Origin of the sequence: Stutzerimonas stutzeri (genome assembly GCF_000219605.1) — a bacterium.
In the GTDB taxonomy this organism is placed as follows: domain Bacteria; phylum Pseudomonadota; class Gammaproteobacteria; order Pseudomonadales; family Pseudomonadaceae; genus Stutzerimonas; species Stutzerimonas stutzeri.
Window position 1 is genome coordinate 3,685,560 of the sequence record NC_015740.1, and the last position, 21,016, is coordinate 3,706,575.

Annotated in this window: 19 protein-coding genes; 16 read left to right on the plus strand and 3 right to left on the minus strand. The window is 54.7% G+C overall.

The window, feature by feature from the left end; translation table 11 throughout:
* Positions 1-60: 60 nt before the first annotated feature.
* From PSTAB_RS17005 to PSTAB_RS17015, 3 genes are all read right to left on the minus strand, one after another.
* Positions 61-654 (minus strand): hypothetical protein, encoded by a 594-nt coding sequence (locus PSTAB_RS17005; protein WP_003459743.1) that lies wholly within the window; start codon positions 652-654, stop codon positions 61-63.
* A gap of 10 nt (positions 655-664) precedes the next feature.
* On the minus strand, positions 665-1,573 hold the full coding sequence (locus PSTAB_RS21655) for a hypothetical protein (RefSeq protein WP_148263422.1): 909 nt from the start codon (positions 1,571-1,573) through the stop codon (positions 665-667).
* Positions 1,574-1,649: 76 nt separating this feature from the next.
* Entirely contained in the window at positions 1,650-2,558 is a 909-nt protein-coding gene (locus tag PSTAB_RS17015; protein WP_232244013.1) for a tetratricopeptide repeat protein, read from the minus strand.
* A 37-nt stretch (positions 2,559-2,595) separates the two neighbouring features.
* Between PSTAB_RS17015 and PSTAB_RS17020 the strand changes: the two genes are divergently transcribed.
* The 16 genes from PSTAB_RS17020 to PSTAB_RS17090 all read left to right on the plus strand — a co-directional run bounded on the left by PSTAB_RS17020 (position 2,596) and on the right by PSTAB_RS17090 (position 21,011).
* Complete coding sequence (locus PSTAB_RS17020; RefSeq protein WP_013983926.1) at positions 2,596-2,922, plus strand: hypothetical protein; 327 nt, start codon at positions 2,596-2,598, stop codon at positions 2,920-2,922.
* 54 nt (positions 2,923-2,976) lie between these two features.
* Positions 2,977-3,957, plus strand: coding sequence for an IS5-like element ISPst7 family transposase (locus PSTAB_RS17025; protein ID WP_013983409.1), 981 nt, complete (start codon positions 2,977-2,979; stop codon positions 3,955-3,957).
* 179 nt (positions 3,958-4,136) lie between these two features.
* Positions 4,137-4,784: a helix-turn-helix transcriptional regulator gene (locus tag PSTAB_RS17030; protein WP_232244014.1), complete on the plus strand. Its 648-nt coding sequence runs from the start codon at positions 4,137-4,139 to the stop codon at positions 4,782-4,784.
* 234 nt (positions 4,785-5,018) lie between these two features.
* Positions 5,019-5,825, plus strand: a complete 807-nt coding sequence (locus PSTAB_RS17035) for a hypothetical protein (RefSeq protein ID WP_013983928.1) — start codon at positions 5,019-5,021, stop codon at positions 5,823-5,825.
* 260 nt (positions 5,826-6,085) lie between these two features.
* Positions 6,086-10,090: a hypothetical protein gene (locus PSTAB_RS17040; RefSeq protein ID WP_013983929.1), complete on the plus strand. Its 4,005-nt coding sequence runs from the start codon at positions 6,086-6,088 to the stop codon at positions 10,088-10,090.
* On the plus strand, positions 10,087-12,165 hold the full coding sequence (locus PSTAB_RS17045; protein ID WP_013983930.1) for a hypothetical protein: 2,079 nt from the start codon (positions 10,087-10,089) through the stop codon (positions 12,163-12,165). Before PSTAB_RS17040 ends, PSTAB_RS17045 begins: the two co-directional genes overlap by 4 nt.
* A gap of 400 nt (positions 12,166-12,565) precedes the next feature.
* Positions 12,566-13,852 carry a Fic family protein gene (locus tag PSTAB_RS17050; protein WP_237234193.1) on the plus strand — a complete coding sequence of 429 codons (1,287 nt, stop codon included), beginning with the start codon at positions 12,566-12,568 and terminating at the stop codon, positions 13,850-13,852.
* 61 nt (positions 13,853-13,913) lie between these two features.
* Positions 13,914-14,717, plus strand: a complete 804-nt coding sequence (locus tag PSTAB_RS21425; protein WP_041476671.1) for an inositol monophosphatase family protein — start codon at positions 13,914-13,916, stop codon at positions 14,715-14,717.
* Positions 14,714-14,953 carry an AbrB/MazE/SpoVT family DNA-binding domain-containing protein gene (locus PSTAB_RS17055; RefSeq protein ID WP_041476652.1) on the plus strand — a complete coding sequence of 80 codons (240 nt, stop codon included), beginning with the start codon at positions 14,714-14,716 and terminating at the stop codon, positions 14,951-14,953. The genes PSTAB_RS21425 and PSTAB_RS17055 overlap by 4 nt, the downstream gene beginning before the upstream one ends.
* 508 nt (positions 14,954-15,461) lie before the next feature.
* Positions 15,462-16,700, plus strand: coding sequence for a tyrosine-type recombinase/integrase (locus PSTAB_RS17060; protein WP_003280843.1), 1,239 nt, complete (start codon positions 15,462-15,464; stop codon positions 16,698-16,700).
* Positions 16,701-16,757: 57 nt separating this feature from the next.
* Positions 16,758-17,486, plus strand: a complete 729-nt coding sequence (locus tag PSTAB_RS17065) for a hypothetical protein (RefSeq protein ID WP_148263425.1) — start codon at positions 16,758-16,760, stop codon at positions 17,484-17,486.
* Between the two features lie 89 nt (positions 17,487-17,575).
* On the plus strand, positions 17,576-17,791 hold the full coding sequence (locus tag PSTAB_RS17070; protein WP_003283618.1) for a helix-turn-helix transcriptional regulator: 216 nt from the start codon (positions 17,576-17,578) through the stop codon (positions 17,789-17,791).
* Entirely contained in the window at positions 17,791-18,681 is an 891-nt protein-coding gene (trfA, locus tag PSTAB_RS17075) for a plasmid replication initiator TrfA (RefSeq protein WP_049790870.1), read from the plus strand. Before PSTAB_RS17070 ends, trfA begins: the two co-directional genes overlap by 1 nt.
* A 249-nt stretch (positions 18,682-18,930) precedes the next feature.
* Positions 18,931-19,800 carry a WYL domain-containing transcriptional regulator gene (locus tag PSTAB_RS17080; RefSeq protein WP_013983933.1) on the plus strand — a complete coding sequence of 290 codons (870 nt, stop codon included), beginning with the start codon at positions 18,931-18,933 and terminating at the stop codon, positions 19,798-19,800.
* A gap of 2 nt (positions 19,801-19,802) precedes the next feature.
* Complete coding sequence (locus tag PSTAB_RS17085; RefSeq protein ID WP_232244015.1) at positions 19,803-20,411, plus strand: DUF1819 family protein; 609 nt, start codon at positions 19,803-19,805, stop codon at positions 20,409-20,411.
* A 24-nt stretch (positions 20,412-20,435) separates the two neighbouring features.
* On the plus strand, positions 20,436-21,011 hold the full coding sequence (locus tag PSTAB_RS17090; protein WP_013983935.1) for a DUF1788 domain-containing protein: 576 nt from the start codon (positions 20,436-20,438) through the stop codon (positions 21,009-21,011).
* Positions 21,012-21,016: the final 5 nt, after the last annotated feature.

A 21,016-nucleotide genomic window follows, 5' to 3' on the forward strand; every position in this document is an offset into this window, starting at 1 on the left:
GGAAGAAGCAAAGTGACGTCGTTGAACTAAGGCAGCGATTGGAGAACCGCTCCGGCAACCTCAAATGACTTCAAGCCGGTAGGTATCGGCATCACCAACCAATTCAAAGAACAGCTCACCATCCAAAGAACGAGGGCTGTCAGATGCGGAGGACCAGAACGAAGAGTGCTGCCTCGCATAGGTGCAAAGCGCGGCCACCAGCGGATGGGCCTTCCACAGCTCGGTCATCTCACGTCGATGCAGGCCCGGCATAAAGAGCGGTGCAAGCTTCTGCTTTTGATCCAACGAAAGCTCAGCCAGCTCCTGCCCATGCTGACTGATCCACTTGCCAATCAAACGAATATCGCTGTGGTAGCGCGCATCGGTCACTTGAAGCTGAGCAATACGGATTTTCTGCTGTTCTACAACAACCCGGCAGGCAACGTATTCTTCGCCATCCGCCAGCGGAGCACTGGCATTCTGCAAAGCGAGCTCAGGAGTGGGGCTGGCATAAATGGCATGCCGGCGGGACGGCATATTCTTCGGCCGAATAGACTCCCAGAGGTTGTCGACAACATAGGGAACATTGCTCGGAATCCGCATCGTCGCGTGGCGACGAAGACCTTTCTCTGCCGCCGCCAACTGGCTGAACGGAATCGCCCGAAACAACTCCACTTTAAATTCCTTAGCGTGAAATCTGGGGAAGCGGCAGCGGTGGCATCGCCGGATCTACGTTGTAGCCGATCATAAATAGAGCTTTCTCAAGCTCTGCAATGGAGCCGATGCTTGGGTTGAAGGCCATCACCTGCTGCAGCAGCTCTCCTGCAAGCAAAACCTGTCCCGCCCATAGCTGGCACTGAGCAGCGTTGAGCTTACTAAACTTGAACGCCCCCAGCGATGGATCCCTATTCGTCGTGTCGCCTTGCCCGGCTCCCCACCGAAAAGATAAATCAGCAGGGACGCTAGTTACGCCAGCGCGCATGAGCGAATAACGGGCAAGCAATCCAAGTGCAGCGCCAACACGGCCGTCGTAGATAATGATGTGGTCAGGGTCGGCAGCCGCGTAGACCTTTGTCATAGCGGAATTCATCAGGAGTCTCTTGCCATCGAATGCAGCAAGCCCCTGTGCAGATCCAGGCTGAAGCAGTTGGACTGCCTGTATGATCGATTGACATAGAGTTTTTTGTTGGTATTGATCCTCGACCCAAGCCAGAGATTTACGGCCCCGGACGCCCCCCCAGCGGAATATAGCCAAACATGCATTGCGAGCAGTTTCTTGATCATGCACAGCTAGCGCTTGCCGTAAACGGGCGGCAATGCATTGGAATGAATTAGGCTTAGGGCTATCAGGCCAGGAGTAATGGAGAAAGGCCTCCTGCAGCGAATGACACCACCAATGATGAACCACTGAGGCAATACGCCCTTTCCAAGGCTTCCAGCTCTGATGTTTGCTAATGCGAAAGCTATGCAGCAGCCCTGCCTCAGAAGCATCTCCCACTGGGAACAAATCACACATCTCTCCCAGTGCCTCTGGCTTGCCCCATAAGTCAGCCAGGTACTGTGCAAAGGCCTTTTGATTTCCAGTCAAACTCATTCCCTTCCCCTTAATCACCTAACCCCAGCGCCTCTTGATATCCCTGCAAGGGCATAAAGCCAGCATGCTATGAGCTTTAGCATACCTGTTGAATAGCAACATTCGATGCACGCAACTCTCTAGCCCACAAGCTTCCCTGGCTGATCGCCAGATCCCGCCAAAAACGAAACAGCACCCCATCAGGATCCGGCGGGGATTCGAAGGTAGAGAAGTAAAAATCGGTAAGCTGCTCAGTCGCCAACACCTGCCCCTTCATCGCAGCCCACTGTAACCAATACAAGCCAAGCGCGGGATCATACTCAGGTGATGATTCATCCAGTGCCAACCTACCAAGCGAGAAGCACGCCATCGAGTCATGTTCCGCCGCACCTCGCTTGTACCAACTGATGGCTTTACCATGATCGACGATGACCCCCTCATCCCCACGCTCATACAAACTCCCTAATGCTTGCGCAGCACAGGGAATCCCAGCTTCGAAAGCCTGCTCGTAATAGTCGATGGCCAACTCCGGATTGACCGGCAAGCCCTTGCCGTAATAGGCCAGCTCGGCAAGGTTGAATAGAGCCTCAGGGGCTCCCATCACTGCCGCAATCTTGAATAAGCGCCTGGCCAGCGCAGGGTTCGGCTTCAGCCTGAGACCATTAAGCCAAAACCACCCTAGATCATTGATCGCATCCGCATCGCCCAACAGAGCCTGTTCACGCAGTTCCACATAGCGATTTCGAATTATGATCGGGTCAACCAATCCAAGAAGCGGATTTGCTCCCTTGATCTCGTGATAGTTAACACCCGCCTGCCCGCTCAGCTCCATCGCTCTCAGCGATGGCATACCGACTCCAGCATAAAGACGTTGCAATTCGTCAGGCTCAGCCAGTTCGACGTAGTCAGCTCGGGGAAGAAGGTTGTCCATAAGATTGAAGATGTCTGCAGATTTGCTCATGCTGCTGCCCATCGATGATCGTGTCTGACCATTTTCAACGGCCATGCGACAACCTGTGTCGCACACAAACAAGGACGGAAGTGTGGAACAGCTGCTTCGCCATGAACTCATTCTTGGCCTTCTCCCGAACAAGGAAAGCGCTCTCGATAGCAACGCCATTCACCAACGAGTAGCCAACCAGGGTGTCCAGGTTGATAAGCGCACCATTCAGCGTGACCTGAGCGAGCTAGAACAGAAATTCCCCCATGTGCATAGCAGGCCAAAGGGAAAAGCCAAGTTGTGGTGGGCAGAAAAGTCGCTGTCGCGACTGAGCATGCTGCCGACAGATGCAATGAACCTCGTCATGATCATGGATCACGCGGCTAGATTCGGAATGGCGGTGCAGGTTGAAAACCTAGGGAAACTCTGAAGAAGACTTCCTGATTTTGGCAAGATCCCCGGACTCCACTCACCGAGTTTTCCGATGAAGCAGATGACCTTCGCCGATGCCGAGTACGCCGGCAAGCGCAAGCAGACCCGCAAAGAGCTGTTCCTGATCGAGATGGATCGGGTGGTGCCCTGGAAGGGGCTGATAGCCCTGATCGAACCGCACTACCCCAAGGGTGAAGGCGGCCGTCCGGCCTATCCGCTGATGGCGATGCTGCGGGTGCATCTGCTGCAGAACTGGTTTGGCTACAGCGATCCGGCGATGGAAGAGGCGCTGTACGAGACCACTATCCTGCGCCAGTTCGCTGGGCTGAACCTGGAGCGTATCCCCGACGAAACCACCATCCTGAACTTCCGTCGCCTGCTGGAGAAACACGAACTGGCTGCCGGCATCCTGGCCGTGATCAATGGCTACCTGGGCGACCGAGGTTTGTCGCTGCGCCAAGGCACCATCGTCGATGCCACGCTGATCAATGCGCCGAGTTCGACCAAGAATAAAGACGGCAAACGCGACCCGGAAATGCACCAGACCAAGAAGGGTAACCAGTACTACTTCGGCATGAAGGCGCACATCGGCGTGGATGACGAGTCGGGTTTGGTGCACAGCGTAGTAGGCACTGCCGCCAACGTGGCGGACGTTACCCAAGTCGACAAGTTGTTGCATGGCGAGGAAAACGTGGTCTGCGCTGATGCCGGTTATACCGGTGTCGAGAAGCGTGCCGAACATGATGGTCGTGAGGTGATCTGGCAGGTGGCGGCACGGCGCAGCACTTACAAGAAACTGGGCAAGAGCAGCCCGCTTTACAAAGCCAGGCGCAAGATCGAGAAGGCCAAAGCCCAGGTGCGGGCCAAGGTCGAACACCCGTTCCGGGTGATCAAGCGCCAATTTGGCTATGTGAAGACGCGCTTCCGTGGCCTGGCAAAGAACACCGCGCAACTGGTGACACTCTTCGCGCTGTCGAATCTGTGGATGGCTCGACGACATTTACTGACGAATGCAGGAGAGGTGCGCCTGTAATGTGGAAAATGGCTGCTGCGAGGTGCTCGCGGCGGCTAAAAACACAGAAATAAGCGGGCGATCTGATCGTTTTTGATCGGTTGACCGCTTTCAAAATCGGCGGAGGCTGAAGTCAGCCAGAAATACAGGGCTACTTCAGACCATCCCTAGCACCCCTGCGGGATTACGCGATATCTCTGTTGAAAGGAAACCGACCCAGCCGGGACTGCTCAGGCAAAATCATCAGTAATACCCGCTTCATTGTCCTGGAGCCAGGGCAGGTAAAATCAGAGGTGCTAGAGGTTATTCAGCAAGCACTTCTAGATGATTCATCTATCGAAGCGCTTTATCTGAAACGCGGTGCTAGTGAGCCACGAACACTACATCTCAAGCCGCTGGGTCTTTCCTATCAAGACTCCAATATCTACCTCGTTTGTATTTTCAAAGGCTTACCCGATGGCAAACTGGCCTCTCTTCCCCTGCATCGCTTTCAATCTGCCAAGGCTACATGGGAAGACCTGAGAGCTCCTGACGGTTTTGAGATGAACTCGTTCGAGGTCAAGCGCAGCCTGATATCCCAGAAATCTGAGTACCCAACTCAACTGAAGCTGCGCATTTCTCAGACGCTCTATGAACGCCTAGACGAGAACGCGCTCACTGCCGATCAACAGCTACAGCCCACCGCTGATGGCTGGTGGCTGATGATGGGCAGCCTGCCTCTTAGCCAGGGGCTGGAACTATGGCTATTGAGCCAGGGCGAACACCTGGAGGTTCTTGAGCCGGTTGAGCTAAGACAACAAATGGCCTTATCGGCGCATCGGATGGCCGCACTGTACGAACAAGGTTGAATGCGACACAGGCTGTCGCATACCGGAAGCAACCTGTCTCCTGTCATATGACCATGGAGACTCCACTATGAAGACCTACTCCGCGTTTCTGCAACGTGTCATCCCAAATGCAGGCCCTCGCGCCAACTTCACGATCACGGTCCAGGCCGTGAGCTCCGAAATGGCTCGCGTCACAGCCGAAGCGCAATACCCTGGGTACAAATGCGCCAACACTCCTGTGCAGGTGCGCTGAAGGTGCTCAAGCCACGCTTTGGCAAATCGGGACTTCGAGACTACCTCTACTACCTGTTCAACCAAGAAGAAAGTCTCGAAAGTCCCAAAGGTGCGCTCGACCAGATGGCAGCTCAAGAAGCGCCCCACCTGGATACTTACGAAGTTGGGCTTATCGCCGCTACACAAGCGGAGGCCGACCGGTTTATGGGGATTGTTGAAGGGGCCATGCACAAGCACCTATCCAACCCGACAAGACAGCGCTTTACGGCTTATGGGTTGGATCAGGCATGGCGACCACTGCGGCTATTTGATGAGGCCCATTGGATTCATGGCGGCTCCACCTGCCCGCTACCACAGGAGCTTCTGGCGAGCCTAGGCAGCATCGTACACATCCATCTGCTAGAGCAAAGCGATACAAGACTACAGTCTGGATTTCGCGCCTATCGCTGGAAGTCAGAAAGTGACCTGGTAGAGTTTTGGGCAAGCCTCTACCTCTCCCGCGAAATGTGCTGGTTCTTAAACCTAGACTGGGAAAGCTACTTTATGTGGCAGCCACGAGTTGACTGCATTGCCACAGTGAATGTCGGCTGGGGGGTGACACCTAGCGCAGCTGTGAATGCTCTGCTGGCATCAGCAGAGACTACGAATTCAAGCCACTTCAATGGTGAGATCTTGATCATTGAAGGTGGTATCGACACACGCATCGGAGATTACGTCGATATCGTGGATACTCTGGAGCGAAGCCTCGAACTGGACTTTGTCACCACTGGCTGGGTAAGCCTGAACTATTCGGGCTACGGCCTTAAACTCCTGAGGTTTAGCCATTGATGAGGTTGGTCTAGCGCACTCACACCCATTAGTCACTAGCGAAGCGGCATCGCTCTGAGGCAGCCCATGAAACAACGTCAAAGATGCTGTCGCAGCGCTCGGCGCCTAGCGGCATTCAGGTCAGACACCTTATGGGGCGATGCCAACTACCCAGAGGTTGGCTGAGAGTGGACGCCGGTTCATCTTGAATAGATGAATAACCATCAATCTATTTTTGAGGGAGCAACAGCAGCTACCTCGACAAGCGAAGGATTGCCGCCATGCAGAAGAAACTTAGAGACGACAAGGGTGGTAGTAGCCCTCCAGAGACCCCACCGCTACCCAATGGCGACCTATTCGCCGGCATCACTCCTGCGCGTAAGGGAGCAATCAGTGCTGCGCTTAGCGACGAGATAAATTCGCACCGGGCCAGGCTGGCACCGTTTTTCAATGGGCACGCCAAGCCTAACCCTTCGGTAAGTTTCGCCAACGACGGCACCGGCTTCGGCAAGTCCTACAACGTGTTCGACCAGTTCATCGAGCACGCAGCAGTGCGTGGCGAACGTGGTGGCCACCGCAACCTGTTCTTTATCACCCCGCACAAGGCACAGATAGACGTCTCTAAGGCAACCCAGGAGAAGGCGGCTGCTCAGGGCGTCAGTATCCTCAGCTTCCTGGCGGAACAGGATTTATCCGACCTAAATTTTGTCGGCTGGGTATCGGGTGTTTGCAATGAAGATCTCTACGTCGGCTGGACTAGGACTCTCAAAACTGACTACTACCGCGAGACTATTGGCGAACTGAGTAGCGCGATTAGTGGACTCAAGATCACTGAGGCGGAGCAGACTCGATTCCTGAGGTCAGGGGTCACCGACTACCTGCGAGAAGCTGACCTTGAGCGTCGGATTGATGCCGCTAAAAGCCGGCTGCTCTATGCGTTGCAAGACTTGGCCAAGGCTGTAATCCGGGAGAAGATTGGCTCTGAGTTCCAGACCATTCACGAGCGTTTTCAGCGCGCCAAGGACGACCGTGATCGGGCTAAGATCCAAATCATCGATCACGTTCTACCGTTCGAGCGGGCCAAGGTGGGACCTACCATCTTCGTTGCCACCACCGCCCGATTCCTGAAACGCGCGTTCATCGGATATTTAGACAACAAGAAAGAACCCAATATCAAGAAGTTGGGCTTTGACGAAATTCTCGGAGCGAAACGCAGCCCAACCGATGCGGATGAGGACGCCGCCGCCCCGATTGGGGCGGCCTGCAGCCTGAGCCATGATGAGCAAATTGCGTACCTGAAGAGTGACTTTTTCCTCCCCGACGAGGCCAACTATTTCCATCTGAACGGAATCACCTTCAACCTCGTGATCGACGAGGAGCACGACAGCTACGACCGGATTTTTGAGGACGGTAAGAAGAAGCTGATCAGCGAGAAGGTCAAGCCCCCTCATGTTATTGCCGGCCTCCACCGCCTGATGGAAATGATTTCGGCCACGTATGGCCCTGACGAGGAGGAACCCATCGCGTTCAACGAAGCTGTTCAGCTGATGAATGATCTCCGCCGGTATTACGATGAGGACTGCGAAACCAGCGTCAGCCTGGACTCCATTCTGCAAATGTGTTCCGGGAATGTCGGACACATCACCATCGACAACCGTGATGTCGAGCAGATCCTCGCTTTGTCACGCAACATCTTCAGCATGACGCCAAGGCGCTTCTACAACGAGGATGCCCTCAAGCGTATTCGAATGCGGTCTGTCTGCGGCAAGAGCGAGATCCGCCTGTCCTTCAATGATGGCGGCCCCAGCACAGACCCAACTTTGCACGACTTCTTGCAAGTCATGCTTTGTGCCCTGTACGCCTGCTCCAAGATCCCTCAAAACAGCTCGCTAAGACATTTGCTGGCGCTGGGCGAGGATGCCAGTCAGAACGCCCCACTTTCTGAGTTCATCACGAAGGCTCGTCAGCATAGCTCCTATGTCGCATCCATCTTCGACCGCGCTAAGGACGCCGAGATTTTCGTAGATGCGTTCTTCACCTTCTTCGCTCCCAAAATCGTGTTTTCACTGGTCAAGGTGGACAAGATTCCCTTCGGAAATGACGCGGTGAAGAACCGTATTTTTGTCGACTTACACCTCGACCTAATCCTGGAACTACCTGAGGTCAAACTACTTCGTATCCTGCATGGAACACAGAACAGCTCGATGTGCCTGAGCGCCACAACGGGCTTCAAGGACTCCTACTCTGGGAACTTCTCCAGAAAAATGCTGAGCCGCTATGGGGAAGCGCTTGGCGATAACCTTGGTGTACGAGTAATTCAGCGGTCTGTAGCGGACGTAAGTGCAATGGAAGACCTCCGTGAGGCCCGCGCCAAAGCCAGAACGATGCAAGTCAGGCCCTTCCACAACACCTCTGCAGATGACATCAGCGGTTTGCGCAGCGACCCTGCCTTCCAGAGTGCATACAAATTCTGGTCAAGCGCCCTGCTTCCTAAGGGCTACCGTGAAAGCAAGTATCGAATGTCAGCCTACCGCCGGCAGATCGAGGCCATGCTCATGGCCGCCTGGGATGGAAAGAACACCTTCATTCTCTCCCTGAACAACCGTTTTGCAGATCTTTTTAGAACCCTGTTGGCACAGGGCCTTGAGGGTCGTTTAAAGGGTTTTCGGCGCAAGCACCAAGACAAGATTTTCGAGCTGAAACCTTTTGAGGACAAAGCTAGGATCAGGGTCATCCTCTTCAGCTCCCAGCTGGCTAAAGAGGTCAACATCGACGAGTACCTTAAGGTTGATGCAGACACTCGCATTTGCCTGATCTCCGCATACGGCAGCGCTGGTACCGGCCTCAATCTGTTCATTGAGCGAAGCGAGGACAACTTCCACCAAGACTTCGACCGTCTGGTGCTGGTCAATACCCCCTTCTACAGCGCGATCCGCGAGAAGGACACCGGCCTCAACACCGTCAAAAACCATATTCTCCTGCTGAAACACATCTCATCCGGGGAGAACGAGGCTGTTCGTTTGTCTGAGTTCGACTCAAACCTGATGCAGCCCAAGAATCGCCGCATCCTAAACCACGAGCATGATCTAGCAGTGCTCAAGGCCATCATCCAGGCTGTAGGTCGCGTTGAAAGACGGGATAGCTATCTCCAAACCGAAATCTTACTACCGAGTGACGTCATCGACGACTTGGTGGTGAGGTATAGCCGACTTCGCCGTGAAGGTAACGACCTTCTCATCAACAGCCTTTCGCTACTGAATCACAGGCTCATGCAGTTCTGCCTTGAACAAGCGGAGAGACGCTGCTTCCCATCCGAAGTGGAGCGCGAGCAGTTCACCGCCAACGTAGCCGCCGCCGCTGACGACATCGAAAACTTCTTCAGCGGGGCATTCCGAAACAAGATTCTCAGCAGTGCGCGGGAAGGTAATCGGGATGCCATCGAGCTCAATGAGCTGCTCAGGTCACCAGATAGCATCACCGCCCCTGAAAAGTACGTCCGCAAGCTCCTGGCCTCTCCTCTTGTAAAGGCCTCCAACTACTACCAAGAAGTCATTAGTGCCTTTTACCTTCCGAGGCAGGTAACAGATCGAGTCACCGTCTGCACGAAATCGGAAAGCGTCTACCACCTTACCGACCTGCTTCATGGGCAAGCTGTCTATCAGCCCGGGAAATGGCTGGTTCCTGACTACGTGCGAACTGACGGCAAAGACACTGACTCAGGGCCCGGCATCGTTAATCTAGCGTGCAACATGGCCAGCGATGGGGTGGATGTACACCTACCTAACCCAGCCCTCATCCCGCTCCTGAAGGGGAACGTGGGGGAATTCATCTTCTCGAAGGTGCTCTCTGCATTGGGGATCAAACCACTGAACCTGGATCAGTTGATCGATCTTCTCGGGCCCGCGGTGTACGAGTACTACGACACCTATGTACATGTCGATAACACCATCATCTGCATCGACGTGAAACGATGGTCGGGCACCCTGGACAACCACGAGCAATCTCTCAAAACCCTTCACAGAGCGGAGAAAAAAAGGCAGGACATGTATGAGCTATGTGGAGCACTGAACCTGACCCCACGCTTCCTCTATGTCAACACTCAACCCAACCACAACGATCTAAATGCCGAGCGCGAGTTCAATTTCGGGGAGTCAATCCACTTCCTAAACGCGTTCAAGACGATCACTAGCTACGTCCCTACCAAAGACAAAAACCGCATCTTTAAAGTCGATGACCGCTTGATGATCAACCCTACTCTGGTACAGCTGCTAAGGAGCGCGGAATGACCCTTTTCAATGTCTTGGAACCAGGAACAGCCGCCAAGGCCCGCACCAACATGCTGAAGCTACCTGGTGACTTGGAGACCATCATTGATCTCTTGTCGGCCCCCACCGAAGGGGTTGGGCATATTCAGGCAGCCGTGGTTGAGGTAACCCGTAACTCCGACGAGAGGACCGAGAGGTACTACCAGCGCGTTGACTCGACCATCAAGGACTTCATCCGCCAGAAGCTTGGCCTTCCTGCTTCCACCAAAGTGCACTACAGCAAATTCAACGCGAGAAAGGGGGCTTTCGGTTTCCTATATCTGAGCGCCTTCCCCCCTGAACCAGGCCAGGTCCGTGAGGTCATCGCTAAGCATTCGCTGAATCCTCTCTACGCGATTCAGGCCCTGCTGGACCTGAAACTCAAACTCTCGTTTCTCATGGATGTGGACAAGCACTACGAAATTGCCCCGGTCGAGTTCAATGCTGACCTGTACATTGGACTGATGCTGAGCCGCACATCCAGGGACGGAAAATTTGTCTTCGATGCACTGGCGTACGACCTGTTCTTCTCCAAAGAACAGGAGCTCGCCATTAAGCTCAATCGAGTGGTCATGGAATGCTCCTCCACACAGGACTCCATAAGCCGATCGATCACAGACAGCGGCGAGCTCATGTTCGACTGGGCCGGGAAGCGATTCGAGCGCACCCGCCGGCTCAGCGCGACAACGAACAGTGATCGCAACTACATGGCCTTCGCCACGAACAATGAAAATGCCAGGGCCTGCGATCGCTATGAAAACAGCATCAACTACCATCAAACCGACTGTATCAATCGAATCGAGCGCTTACTGAATCTGTCAGGGGTTGAGTTTATCCCTGTCGTGTACGAAGCCACTCACCAGGTCAAGGCCTTCCTAGAAGGACTTCCGACCATGTCCAACCCACTTTGGCTGCTCGACACTGTCACGAGCTATTCAAGTGATGAGGCCCGACTTGGCTTCATCAGCGAGCTCGTCGACAGGTTTGGAGCATCAAAAGTGCTGGCCGCCGACTCCCTTCCAGACCCCACGCAACTGGATGTGGGCACAACGAACTATCTGGTTCTTAGTGAGAAGGTCAAAACCGTTGGCGGGAGCAAGAACGGATCCAGCATCTTTGAAACCTCCATCGACGAGTCCTTCAACTCCTTCTGGCAGGCTCTTGCTGCCAAGCAACGCAATCCCACAGCAGAGTTCGACTACTACACGTCGGTGAAACTACATCGCTTCGCCCAGTCTATCGGTAGCATCTGCCAGGGGTTCAACGTAGTCGCCAGCAAGCTGCCATCTGAGGCGGCCATCGAAAAATCCCTGCAGGAGCTGGCCCTAAAAGAGGCAATCCATAAGGACAGAGCCGTAACCATCAGCGAAGCAACGCTGCCCACAATGTCACTGGAGCTGATGAGTTGCCGGAGGGACTGGAAGGAGAACGTCTATATCCAGGTTCTGGATGTATCCATTGCCGGCAAGACAATAAAAATTGAGCGATCGCGACGATACGACGAGGCCTCCAAGGGGGAATTCAACTACGAATTCAAAAAGCTCAGTAGTGCCCTCGGTAAAGGCGATGCGAAACCCTTCGATGTCATTTGGGATGGAGCATTCCTGATCCGCGACAAAGAAACAAACGCCTGGCTAAACGCTTACAGAACCGATCGGATACCCTCGATCATCGGGAACACCCTGTTCGACAACCAGGAGCGTCAGGACAAAGGCATGCCTCCGTCACGAGAGGTCGGCATCCAAATATCTGCCCTCCCGTACTACCTCACGCCAACTAGGCAGAAACAGCGCCATAGCATCTTTATCCAGGATAACGGTACTGAAGGGGCTTGGTTCTTTGTTGCGTCTAACAAAGCAGCCAACAACACCATCCCGAAGCAAAGCCTCGTCTACAACGTAGTAATCACGAACGATTCCGGAGCGAAGGTTCCCGTCTTGAGCCACCCGCTGGGTGAGATGTTCTTCTCTACGTTCACCTTTGACATAGTGAAGCTCCGGGAATCGGCCAAGACCTCGATCCTTCAAAAAATCGTGGAGCTGTGTCTGCACAACTGAACAGAGCGGGACTCCACATTGGCGCCGTACGCAAGGGACACTCCCCCCAGCAGAGATGTTTCGCACCAGATCAAGACGAGGATCGCATTTCGCCTCAAGCGTACTCGAAAGTGTCCGTGCTAGCGGGGCTTCTACAAGGGTGCATTGGTCATGGACGTACCAATATCCAGGGCCCCAGCACATCTGAACTACTACCCCTCGCTCAGCCCCCTCGGCCCTCGCTATGGCGCAGATCGCCTAGAACTGCGCCAAATTCGCCACTCCAATTGGCGCAGTTCAGAAAACTGCGCCATAATTGCGCCAACAGCATTCAAACGGCGCCACCTAAGCTATGCCCTCCTCCACAGACATACTCAACAGTATCCAGGCATCTGGGAACGGTCTGACGCTGACTGAGCTATTGGCCAAACATCCCGACATTGCTCGGAGAACAGCGCAGCGACTGATTGCAAAGCTGATAGCAAGCGGTCAGATCTCAGCGCAGGGTGAAGGTAGAGCACGGCGCTATTTCGGAACTGCTATCCAAGCAGAAACCAGCACCCTGGACACTGATAGCTTTCCGTCCTTTATCCCGCTGTCGGCAGACAGCCGGGACATCCTCGCTTACATCAACCAACCACCTGAAGCGCGCAAGCCCGTAGGCTACCAGCGCGACTTTCTTGACACCTACCAGCCGAACGCAACGAGCTACCTGCCAGAATCACTGCGGCGCCAACTGCACAGAATGGGCAAAACCACAGATGCCTTGGAGCCTGCAGGCACGTACAGCCGCGCAGTCCTGAATCGCCTGCTGATTGATTTATCGTGGGCATCGAGTCACCTGGAGGGGAACACCTACTCGCGACTCGATACGCGACAGCTGATTGAGCATGGAAAGGCCGCACAAGGTAAAGCAGCCATCGAAACACAGATGATCTTGAACCATAAAACGGCAATCGAGCTGTTGGTCGAGAACATTGAAAGTGCAGAGTTCAACCGCTACACATTGATGAACCTGCACAGCGCCTTGGCCGAGAACCTGCTCCCAAATCCTGCAGATGAAGGCCGCATCCGGCAGCATGCCGTCGACATTGGGAAAAGCACCTATCGCCCTCTCTCAACACAACAACAGATTGAGGACACCTTGGAGGTTCTGCTTAGCAAGGCCAATCAGATTACTGATCCGTTCGAGCAGTCGTTCTTCATGATGGTGCACCTGCCCTACCTGCAGCCCTTTGCCGACATCAACAAGCGCACCTCCAGACTGGCAGCGAACCTGCCACTGTTTCGCGCCAACCTATGTCCGCTGACATTTCTGGATGTACCCGAACAGGCCTACAGCCGCGCCACGTTGGGCGTATACGAAATGACCCGGGTAGAGCTGCTGCGCGACCTGTACCTCTGGGCCTATGAACGCTCAACGCAGGAGTACCTGGCAATCAAGCAAGACCTTGCTGAACCAGACCCACTTAGACTGACCTGGCGGGACTTCATCAAATCGACCATTCGAGAGGTCGTCACTCATCCTGAGCTTGATCCGCTGACCTGCATTCAACACGCAGTAGCTGAGCATGTTTCAGACACTGAGCAGCCAGAAGTACAAGCCCTGATCGTTGAAGAGCTCCGACGACTGCACGAAGGGGTGCTGGCGCGTTACGGATTACGGCCATCCGAGTTCACCCTCTGGAAATCGCGCCATGGGAATTGATGATCTCACACCCAACCATTCACGCCCTCAGACAGAAAGCGAACACTCAATATTAAGCCCTATGGATTACGAAAGCCTTCTTGCACAGGTCGTCCAACTAGTCGAAGACGCTGGCCTGCTGCTCATTACTGAATGGCAGCGCCCAGAAGGACCTCGCGGCTCAGGCGATAAAGCAGATGTCGATGTTGAAATTGAATCACTGCTAAAGCCGCGGTTACTGCAGCTGCTCGACTGTGATTTCTGGGGTGAGGAAACAGGCCATAGGCTCACAGGAGCCAGGTATTGCTGGGTTGTTGACCCCAATGATGGGACTGCAGACTTCCTGAAAGGCCACAAAGGCTCTGCAATATCTGTCGGCTTGCTTGAGGATGCCCAACCGGTGCTTGGCGTGGTCTATGCACCTGTTTTGCTGGATGGTGATTCCGACTGCGTCGCATGGGCAAAAGGGGCACCGTGTGTGCTTCGCAATGGGAGCCCCATTAAAGCGACACTCACCCAAAAAGAATGGAATCAAGACAGCAGAGTTATGGTCAGCACTGCGGCAACGAACAAGCCCGAAATCAATTCTGAATTGTGCTCACCAGGTTGCTTTGTGGCGATGCCCAGCATCGCCTATCGGTTGGCACGAGTCGCAGCAGGTGATGGGGATGCAGGCGTATCGCTTGTGCCGGTTTCAGCACACGATGTGGCTGCAGGTCATGCGCTGCTAATTGGCGCAGGGGGCGTGCTGATTGACCAGGATGGGAACAGCATCACTTATGTCACTGAAGCCGACATGCAGACAGTATCTCGGAGATGCTTTGGCGGTACGCGAGAAGCCTGCCAGTCACTGGCAAGCCGAAATTGGAGCAAGGTATTTACATGAAAACGCTAAAAGTCGTGATCGAGGATTGGGATGGTGATGGCGCCATTCGCATTCCCGATGAGGTCCTCCAAGAGCTCGGTGTAGATGTTGGTGACTCCCTTTATCTAGTCGAGGAATACGTTGGCTCAACGCGGTGCCTAGTGCTGAGCAAAACTGAACGCACTCCAGACCGCGTTGATGAACTGGTCGGACACTGGGATACCTTCGGAAAAGTGCAGAATGTTACGGATGATTGAGCAGGCAACCAGGCAGAACTGGCTGCCCTGCCTGTCGCATGACGTCATGAGCAAAGCGTTTAGAGGACTGATCGGGGCAACCACCTGAACCAAAACGCCTTGATCAATCCAGTCAGTTCAACTCCCCAGAAAGGATTTGAACGCAAAAAACCCTCCCTGTACCGCGCTAAGCCTTTGAAGTGAAAATCGATTTGGATGCGCTCTTGACGGAAGGCTCAAGGTTCCTATACTGCTCAACGACTGAGTGAAATCCTACAAATCAGTTTTCCGAGGCCAAGCGCCTGAAACGCTGATTTGAGCTGGGCATTTGTGTCTTTGGATTCAAATCCCCCCGGCTCCACCAAATGTAAGTTTCCACATGTTCCCACATGACCGGAAACACCCTGAAAAGCCCGCCCCGTGCGGGCTTTCTTGTATCTGCATGTCCCTGAACGCGCCCCTATACAATTGCCCACCGTGTATCCCGCCGTGTATCCTTTGACAAAAAGTGAACCGAGGGGATACACGAGTGAAGCGCAGCCAGATCAAGCGGCGCCCGCTGGCCGATACCGTACTTGCCAGCCTGGAGCCTGAACCAAAGGAATACCGGGAACTGGACGGTGACGGCCTGTACTTTCGCGTTAAGCCGGACGGCTCGAAGTCTTGGCAGCTGCGCTACAAAAAGGCGGATGGCAAGTGGTCATGGCTAGGTCTTGGCGGTTACGGCACTGGCGACCACCAACTGACCGGCGAACAGGCTCGCCGCAAAGTTCGCGAACTACGCGACAACACGGCGAAAGGCGGTAGCGTTCTGGCAACCAAACAAGCCCAGAAAGCAGCCGAGCTAGAGGCAGCCAACAACACCTTCGAGCGCCTGGCGCGCGAGTGGTACAGCGCCAAATGCAAGACCTGGACAGAAGGAACTGCTGTCCGAACCATCGGAGCACTGGAAAAGCACGTTTTCCCCGTGTTCGGTAAACGGCCGTTCACCAGCATTCTGCCGATGGAATGGATGAATTTCCTGCGAGCCATGGAAGAGACAGGCATCGTCGAGCAGACGAGTCGCGTTCGCGGCATGTGCAGAGAAGTCTACGATCTCGCCAGGGTTACCGGACGCGCCACCCACAACCCGCTCGAAGGCTTGCATAAGTTCCTTCTGACCAAGCCTGTCGAAAATTTCGCCCATGTATCCCTAGATGAACTGCCCGCACTGCTGAGGGCCATCCGCTCCTACCCTCACGCAACAGACGTGCGTCTTGGCCTGCAGCTACTCACGATGCTTGCCTGCCGCCCCTCGGAGCTACGCGAAGCACGCTGGCAGGAGTTCGATCTGGATGCCGGGTTATGGCTGATTCCCGCTGAACGCATGAAGCGTCGCCGCGAACACCTTATACCTTTGCCCAGCCAAGCTATTGCACTGCTTCGAGATCTACACAACATCACAGGGAACTACCAGCTTCTTTTCCCCGGGCGCAGCGACACAACCAAGCCACGTAGCAACACCGTTTTTCTGATGGCCTTGCGTCGCCTGGGTTACGAAGGTCGGCAGACAGGCCATGGTTTCCGCCATCTGGCCAGCACCATCCTCAACGAGAATGGCTTCGACTCACAGCACGTTGAAGCTCAGCTCTCGCATGTAAAAGAAGGCGTCCGAGGCGTCTACGACAAAAGCACTTACCTAGAGCAACGCAAAATCATGATGCAGTGGTATGCCGATCATCTTGACAGACTGGCCGCTGGCAACGTGGTGAAGATCAAGCGCGCGTGAGCGCCAACGCCGGTCTACTCATCGAAGCAAACCGCACCAGAGAGTGAGCGATACTGCATGCCAGTGATGAAATTCCATGCACCTTATGAAGCAGCCTTTCTTCCGTTCGAAGTTACGGCATACATGCTGCACCCCGCAGACGAAAAACTGAGAAACGCATATCTCGCACGAAAAATGGCCGAGTACACGCTCCGCTGTGCGAACGATGATGGGCTTGAATCAGTCCCCGTCGAGGTGCTCAAGGATCTGCTCGAAAGCCCTACCTCTGCAGGAACGGATGCCATGGAAAGTCTCGCCATACGGGGATCGGTTGCCGGCGAGATCCTTCTAAATCTGATCAAGCTGACTGCCAGTGGCGAAGATGCCAGCGTCAACAAAGCAATCCACTTAGGAACCCAGTATTTCCAGGAGGCCCGAAACTCGTTAGGAGGCAGAATAGCCCCCGGAGAGAGATCTATCCGGCGAGCATGGTCAGCCTACATGACCGTAGCCCATTTCTGGGCAGCTCTCCAAATCCATGTCCAGTCGACCGCAAACCTCGCCACGCCCATCAGCCCGGATTCGTATCTACAGCAACTGAGTCTGGGAAAGGAGCTCGGCAAACTTGCACCACAGCTGACTAGCAAGAATGCAAGAGAGCCGATCTGGACTCCAAATGAGCTATGGACACTGCCCTGCACCATTGAACTACCAACCTGCACATTCAGGTGCCACGGCCTAGACGAGCAAGAACGGAACTGGCTTCGCAGCTACAAAGCTCCATCCATCAGCAAATTCGACAGCTAGAAACAGCTACTGCCATGCACCCCGACAGTAGTGTGCGGGCACATCGAGATGCATAACTTAGCGAGCGTCATCACCCAGGAGACGCTCAGATGCATCTAGACACGCAGAAAACATTGATCCGCCAATCCAGCCTGATTGAGCATCTCGATCTGTCGAGATCTGGACTGGACAAACTGCGCAAAAAGGACGCAACTTTCCCCAAACCGATCAAGGATGGGGCACATCGGCAAGCAACGTGTTACTACATCGTCGCCGAAATTGAGGCATGGCTCCGGGCTCAGATTGAGAAGCGGGATCAGGGTTGATGGGGGCGCTCATCAAGGCGCGCCAACTTGAGTCCAAGGCCCGCGCCGCAACTTCAGCCGCGCTTCATGTCCAGGTAGCTCGCCTGCCCCATTGGAGTGAGGCATATCGAGCGTTACCCAACGCAGTCCTGCGCTCGGCTTTGTTTGCAGTGATAGGCAAGGGCCAACGAGCCATACTGGATGGAGCTACGATCAACTCGCAGGCTGGTATTGCACTGACCTTCAGCGGAGAACAGCTCGATCAGAGCGACCTAGACCTTTGGGCTGCGCAGCTACACCTGCTGCGCAATCACCCCCTGGATCAGGAGCTCCACACGAGCATATACGCCCTGCTAAAAGGTCTGGACATCACGGACACGGGCCCTAGCAGAGCTAGCCTGAAACACAGACTGCTGCGCCTCAGCAGCTGCGAGCTGTCGATCCGTACTGCCTCGTGTGTATATGAGGGCAACCTCACTAAGACTGATGGCCTCGACGGCAATAAACCGCTTGCCCTGAGCCTCAACCCCAGCATCATCAAGCTATTCGCCAGTGACCAGTACACCCTGATTCACTGGGGGGTCAGAGGCATGCTGAGCGGGAGCCCCCTGGCGCAGTGGCTGCACGGATATTATTCAACCCATGCAGCCCCCTACCCGGTGCGCATCGACACACTGCAAAAACTTTCGGGCAGCAAAACTCTTAGCCCGGGCAAATTTCTCCAGTTACTCCGCCGAGCTCTGGACAAGCTAACTCTAGCCAGCGCCGAGCACGGCCAAAAATTTACGTATCAGATCGACGGCGAGTTGGTCAGGGTTGATAAGCGCCCGAGCCCCGCGCAACAGCGCCACCTCTCAAAACGCCAAAACCGTACCGTTACAGCGGGTAAACCTTACCGTCATAGCGGGTAACGATACCGTTATGACGGGTTTTCGCAGCCGTTTCTGCAGGTAGCAAATACCGTTGTCGCAGGTTTTCTTGTCTGTACCAAGAACCAGCACCTACAAGGCATAAGGTCAAAAAACCGATACCTGCTAATCGTCTTTTAATCGTTATTTAATACTTGCCCCGGACAAACATGCAAAAAACTTTACGGTAACTATTTACACCCGCGCCGCAGCCACCCAGAATCCAGCTACGCAAATGCCCAGGCCGGATCCATGCCACCTCTCAAACACCAGACGCTCACTCGTTATCGTGCCATCGAGCTGATTGCCCTCTGGGAAGGCCGCCTGATTACCGCTCAGCTCATGGAATGGTTCGGTATCACTCGGCAGCAAGCCTCGGCCGACATCAACCGCTACAACAACGAACTCAACCCCCAGGCCCTGTTGCATAGCCCGTCCATCAAGGGCTACATCCCAGCCAACGGATTCCAACCAGTGCTTTCCTCGGGGCATATCAACGAGTACCTGGATCTGCTGAGCAGTAACGGTTCTCAGCCAATGAATCTGGTGCTGGAATCCCAACCAGGGGTAGTGGCAGTCCAACTGCCTGAGCGAGCCGTCAGGCCCGATGTTGTACGTGAATTGGTAAGGGCCTGTCGCAACAGAGCCAGTCTGAAAATCGCCTACAGTTCGATGCGCAATCCCGAACCGCATGAGCGAATCATGTCGCCTCACACCCTTATTTACAGTGGCTTTCGCTGGCATGTCAGGGCCTGGTGTCACAAGAACCAGAGCTTCCGGGACTTCCTGCTCTCGCGCATTAGCGGCACACCTCAGCCTAGCGATGAACATGCTCCGCCCAGCGAGCCTGACACCGCCTGGAATGAGCAGACCACCCTGCACATCATCCCCAACCAGCGCCTAAGCGAAGCTCAGCAAGCCATGATCGCTCGCGACTACGCCATGACAGATGGGCAACTCCCCATTACCGTCAGAAAAGCTCTGGCCCACTACACGCTGCAGCGTTACCAGGCCGCAATCACTGACGAGCAGTGTTCTCGGGGCGCAGAACATCCAATACAGCTGTCCCCCGAAGATCGTGAGCAGCTTTTACCTTACTTGTTCGGCAGTGAAGTCGCTTGATCATGCAGACGTTCAGCTACGACTCCGACCTCATCGGCGGTTCTCTGCAAGTACGTGAATGCAGAGTCATCGCGGATCTACTGCTGCAACAGGCTTCCCCAGAGCAGTGGGCGGAAGAAATACAGCAGCACAATCGCCTGCAGAAACGCTCCCCGGCCTCAGCCAAGCGCGTTGCCCAGGCATTGCGTAAACGCCTGGAGCGCCTGGATCAGCCTTTCTGGCGAGCCCTACGTGATGGTGATGACGAACTCGCTACTCAGGTCGCCTTCTGCGCGGCGCTGGAGCGCAACCTGCTGCTGGTGGAGTTCATCGAAACCGTCCTGCGTGATGCCTATCTGACCAAGGCAGAACATCTCGAACCCTGGCATTGGCATGATTTCCTCGAAGAGCGCAGCCATCGCGACCCTGCCATCGAGACCTGGACGGAATCCAGCCGCAAGAAAATGGGCCAAGTCATCTATCGCATGCTGGCCGAGGTCAAGCTACTCAAAAGTACGCGCAGCATGCAGTTGCAGTCCTTACTGGTCCGCCCAGAGGTTCGCACCTTGCTGGATGAGAGCTACCGCCACCGCATCAAAGCCTGCCTGGAAGTGTCCAGCAGCACCCTCTGACAGGCAGTACCAAGGAATGAATGCATGAACCAGCAGCTACAGGATCGGCTGAACCAGATCCCAGAAAAAATCCTCACCGAGGAGTTTCTCAAAAGCCAAGGGCTTGGCAACGAGATCGGTTTCTGGATCTTCGACTATGACCCCGAGGATGAGCTGCAGGTGCGCCAATACCTCGACTTCCTCAAAAGCTTTCTGGATAAAAAGCACAGTCAGCTGAAGGTTGTGAACATCAACCTGCTGCAAGCCATGAAGGACTATCTGGACCAGCGTAACTTCACTGGCAAAGCCATCCAGATGCAGACCACCAAGGGCGACTTGGCACTGCTCAAAGCGCTTGCCGGCCCGCTGCACATGGACAAGTTCGCGCCCTACCTGATGGAGCATTACCGCGCCACGGAACACGATGTTGTGCTCATTACAGGCGTGGGCTCTGTATGGCCGGTGCTCCGCGCCCACAACCTGCTCAACAAACTGCATGCCCTGCTCGGCCATAAGCCGCTGGTACTGTTCTACCCGGGGCACTACTCAGGCCAGTCGTTGGCTCTGTTCAACCGCATTACCAGCAACAACTACTACCGCGCATTCAAGCTGGTGCCCTGATCAAT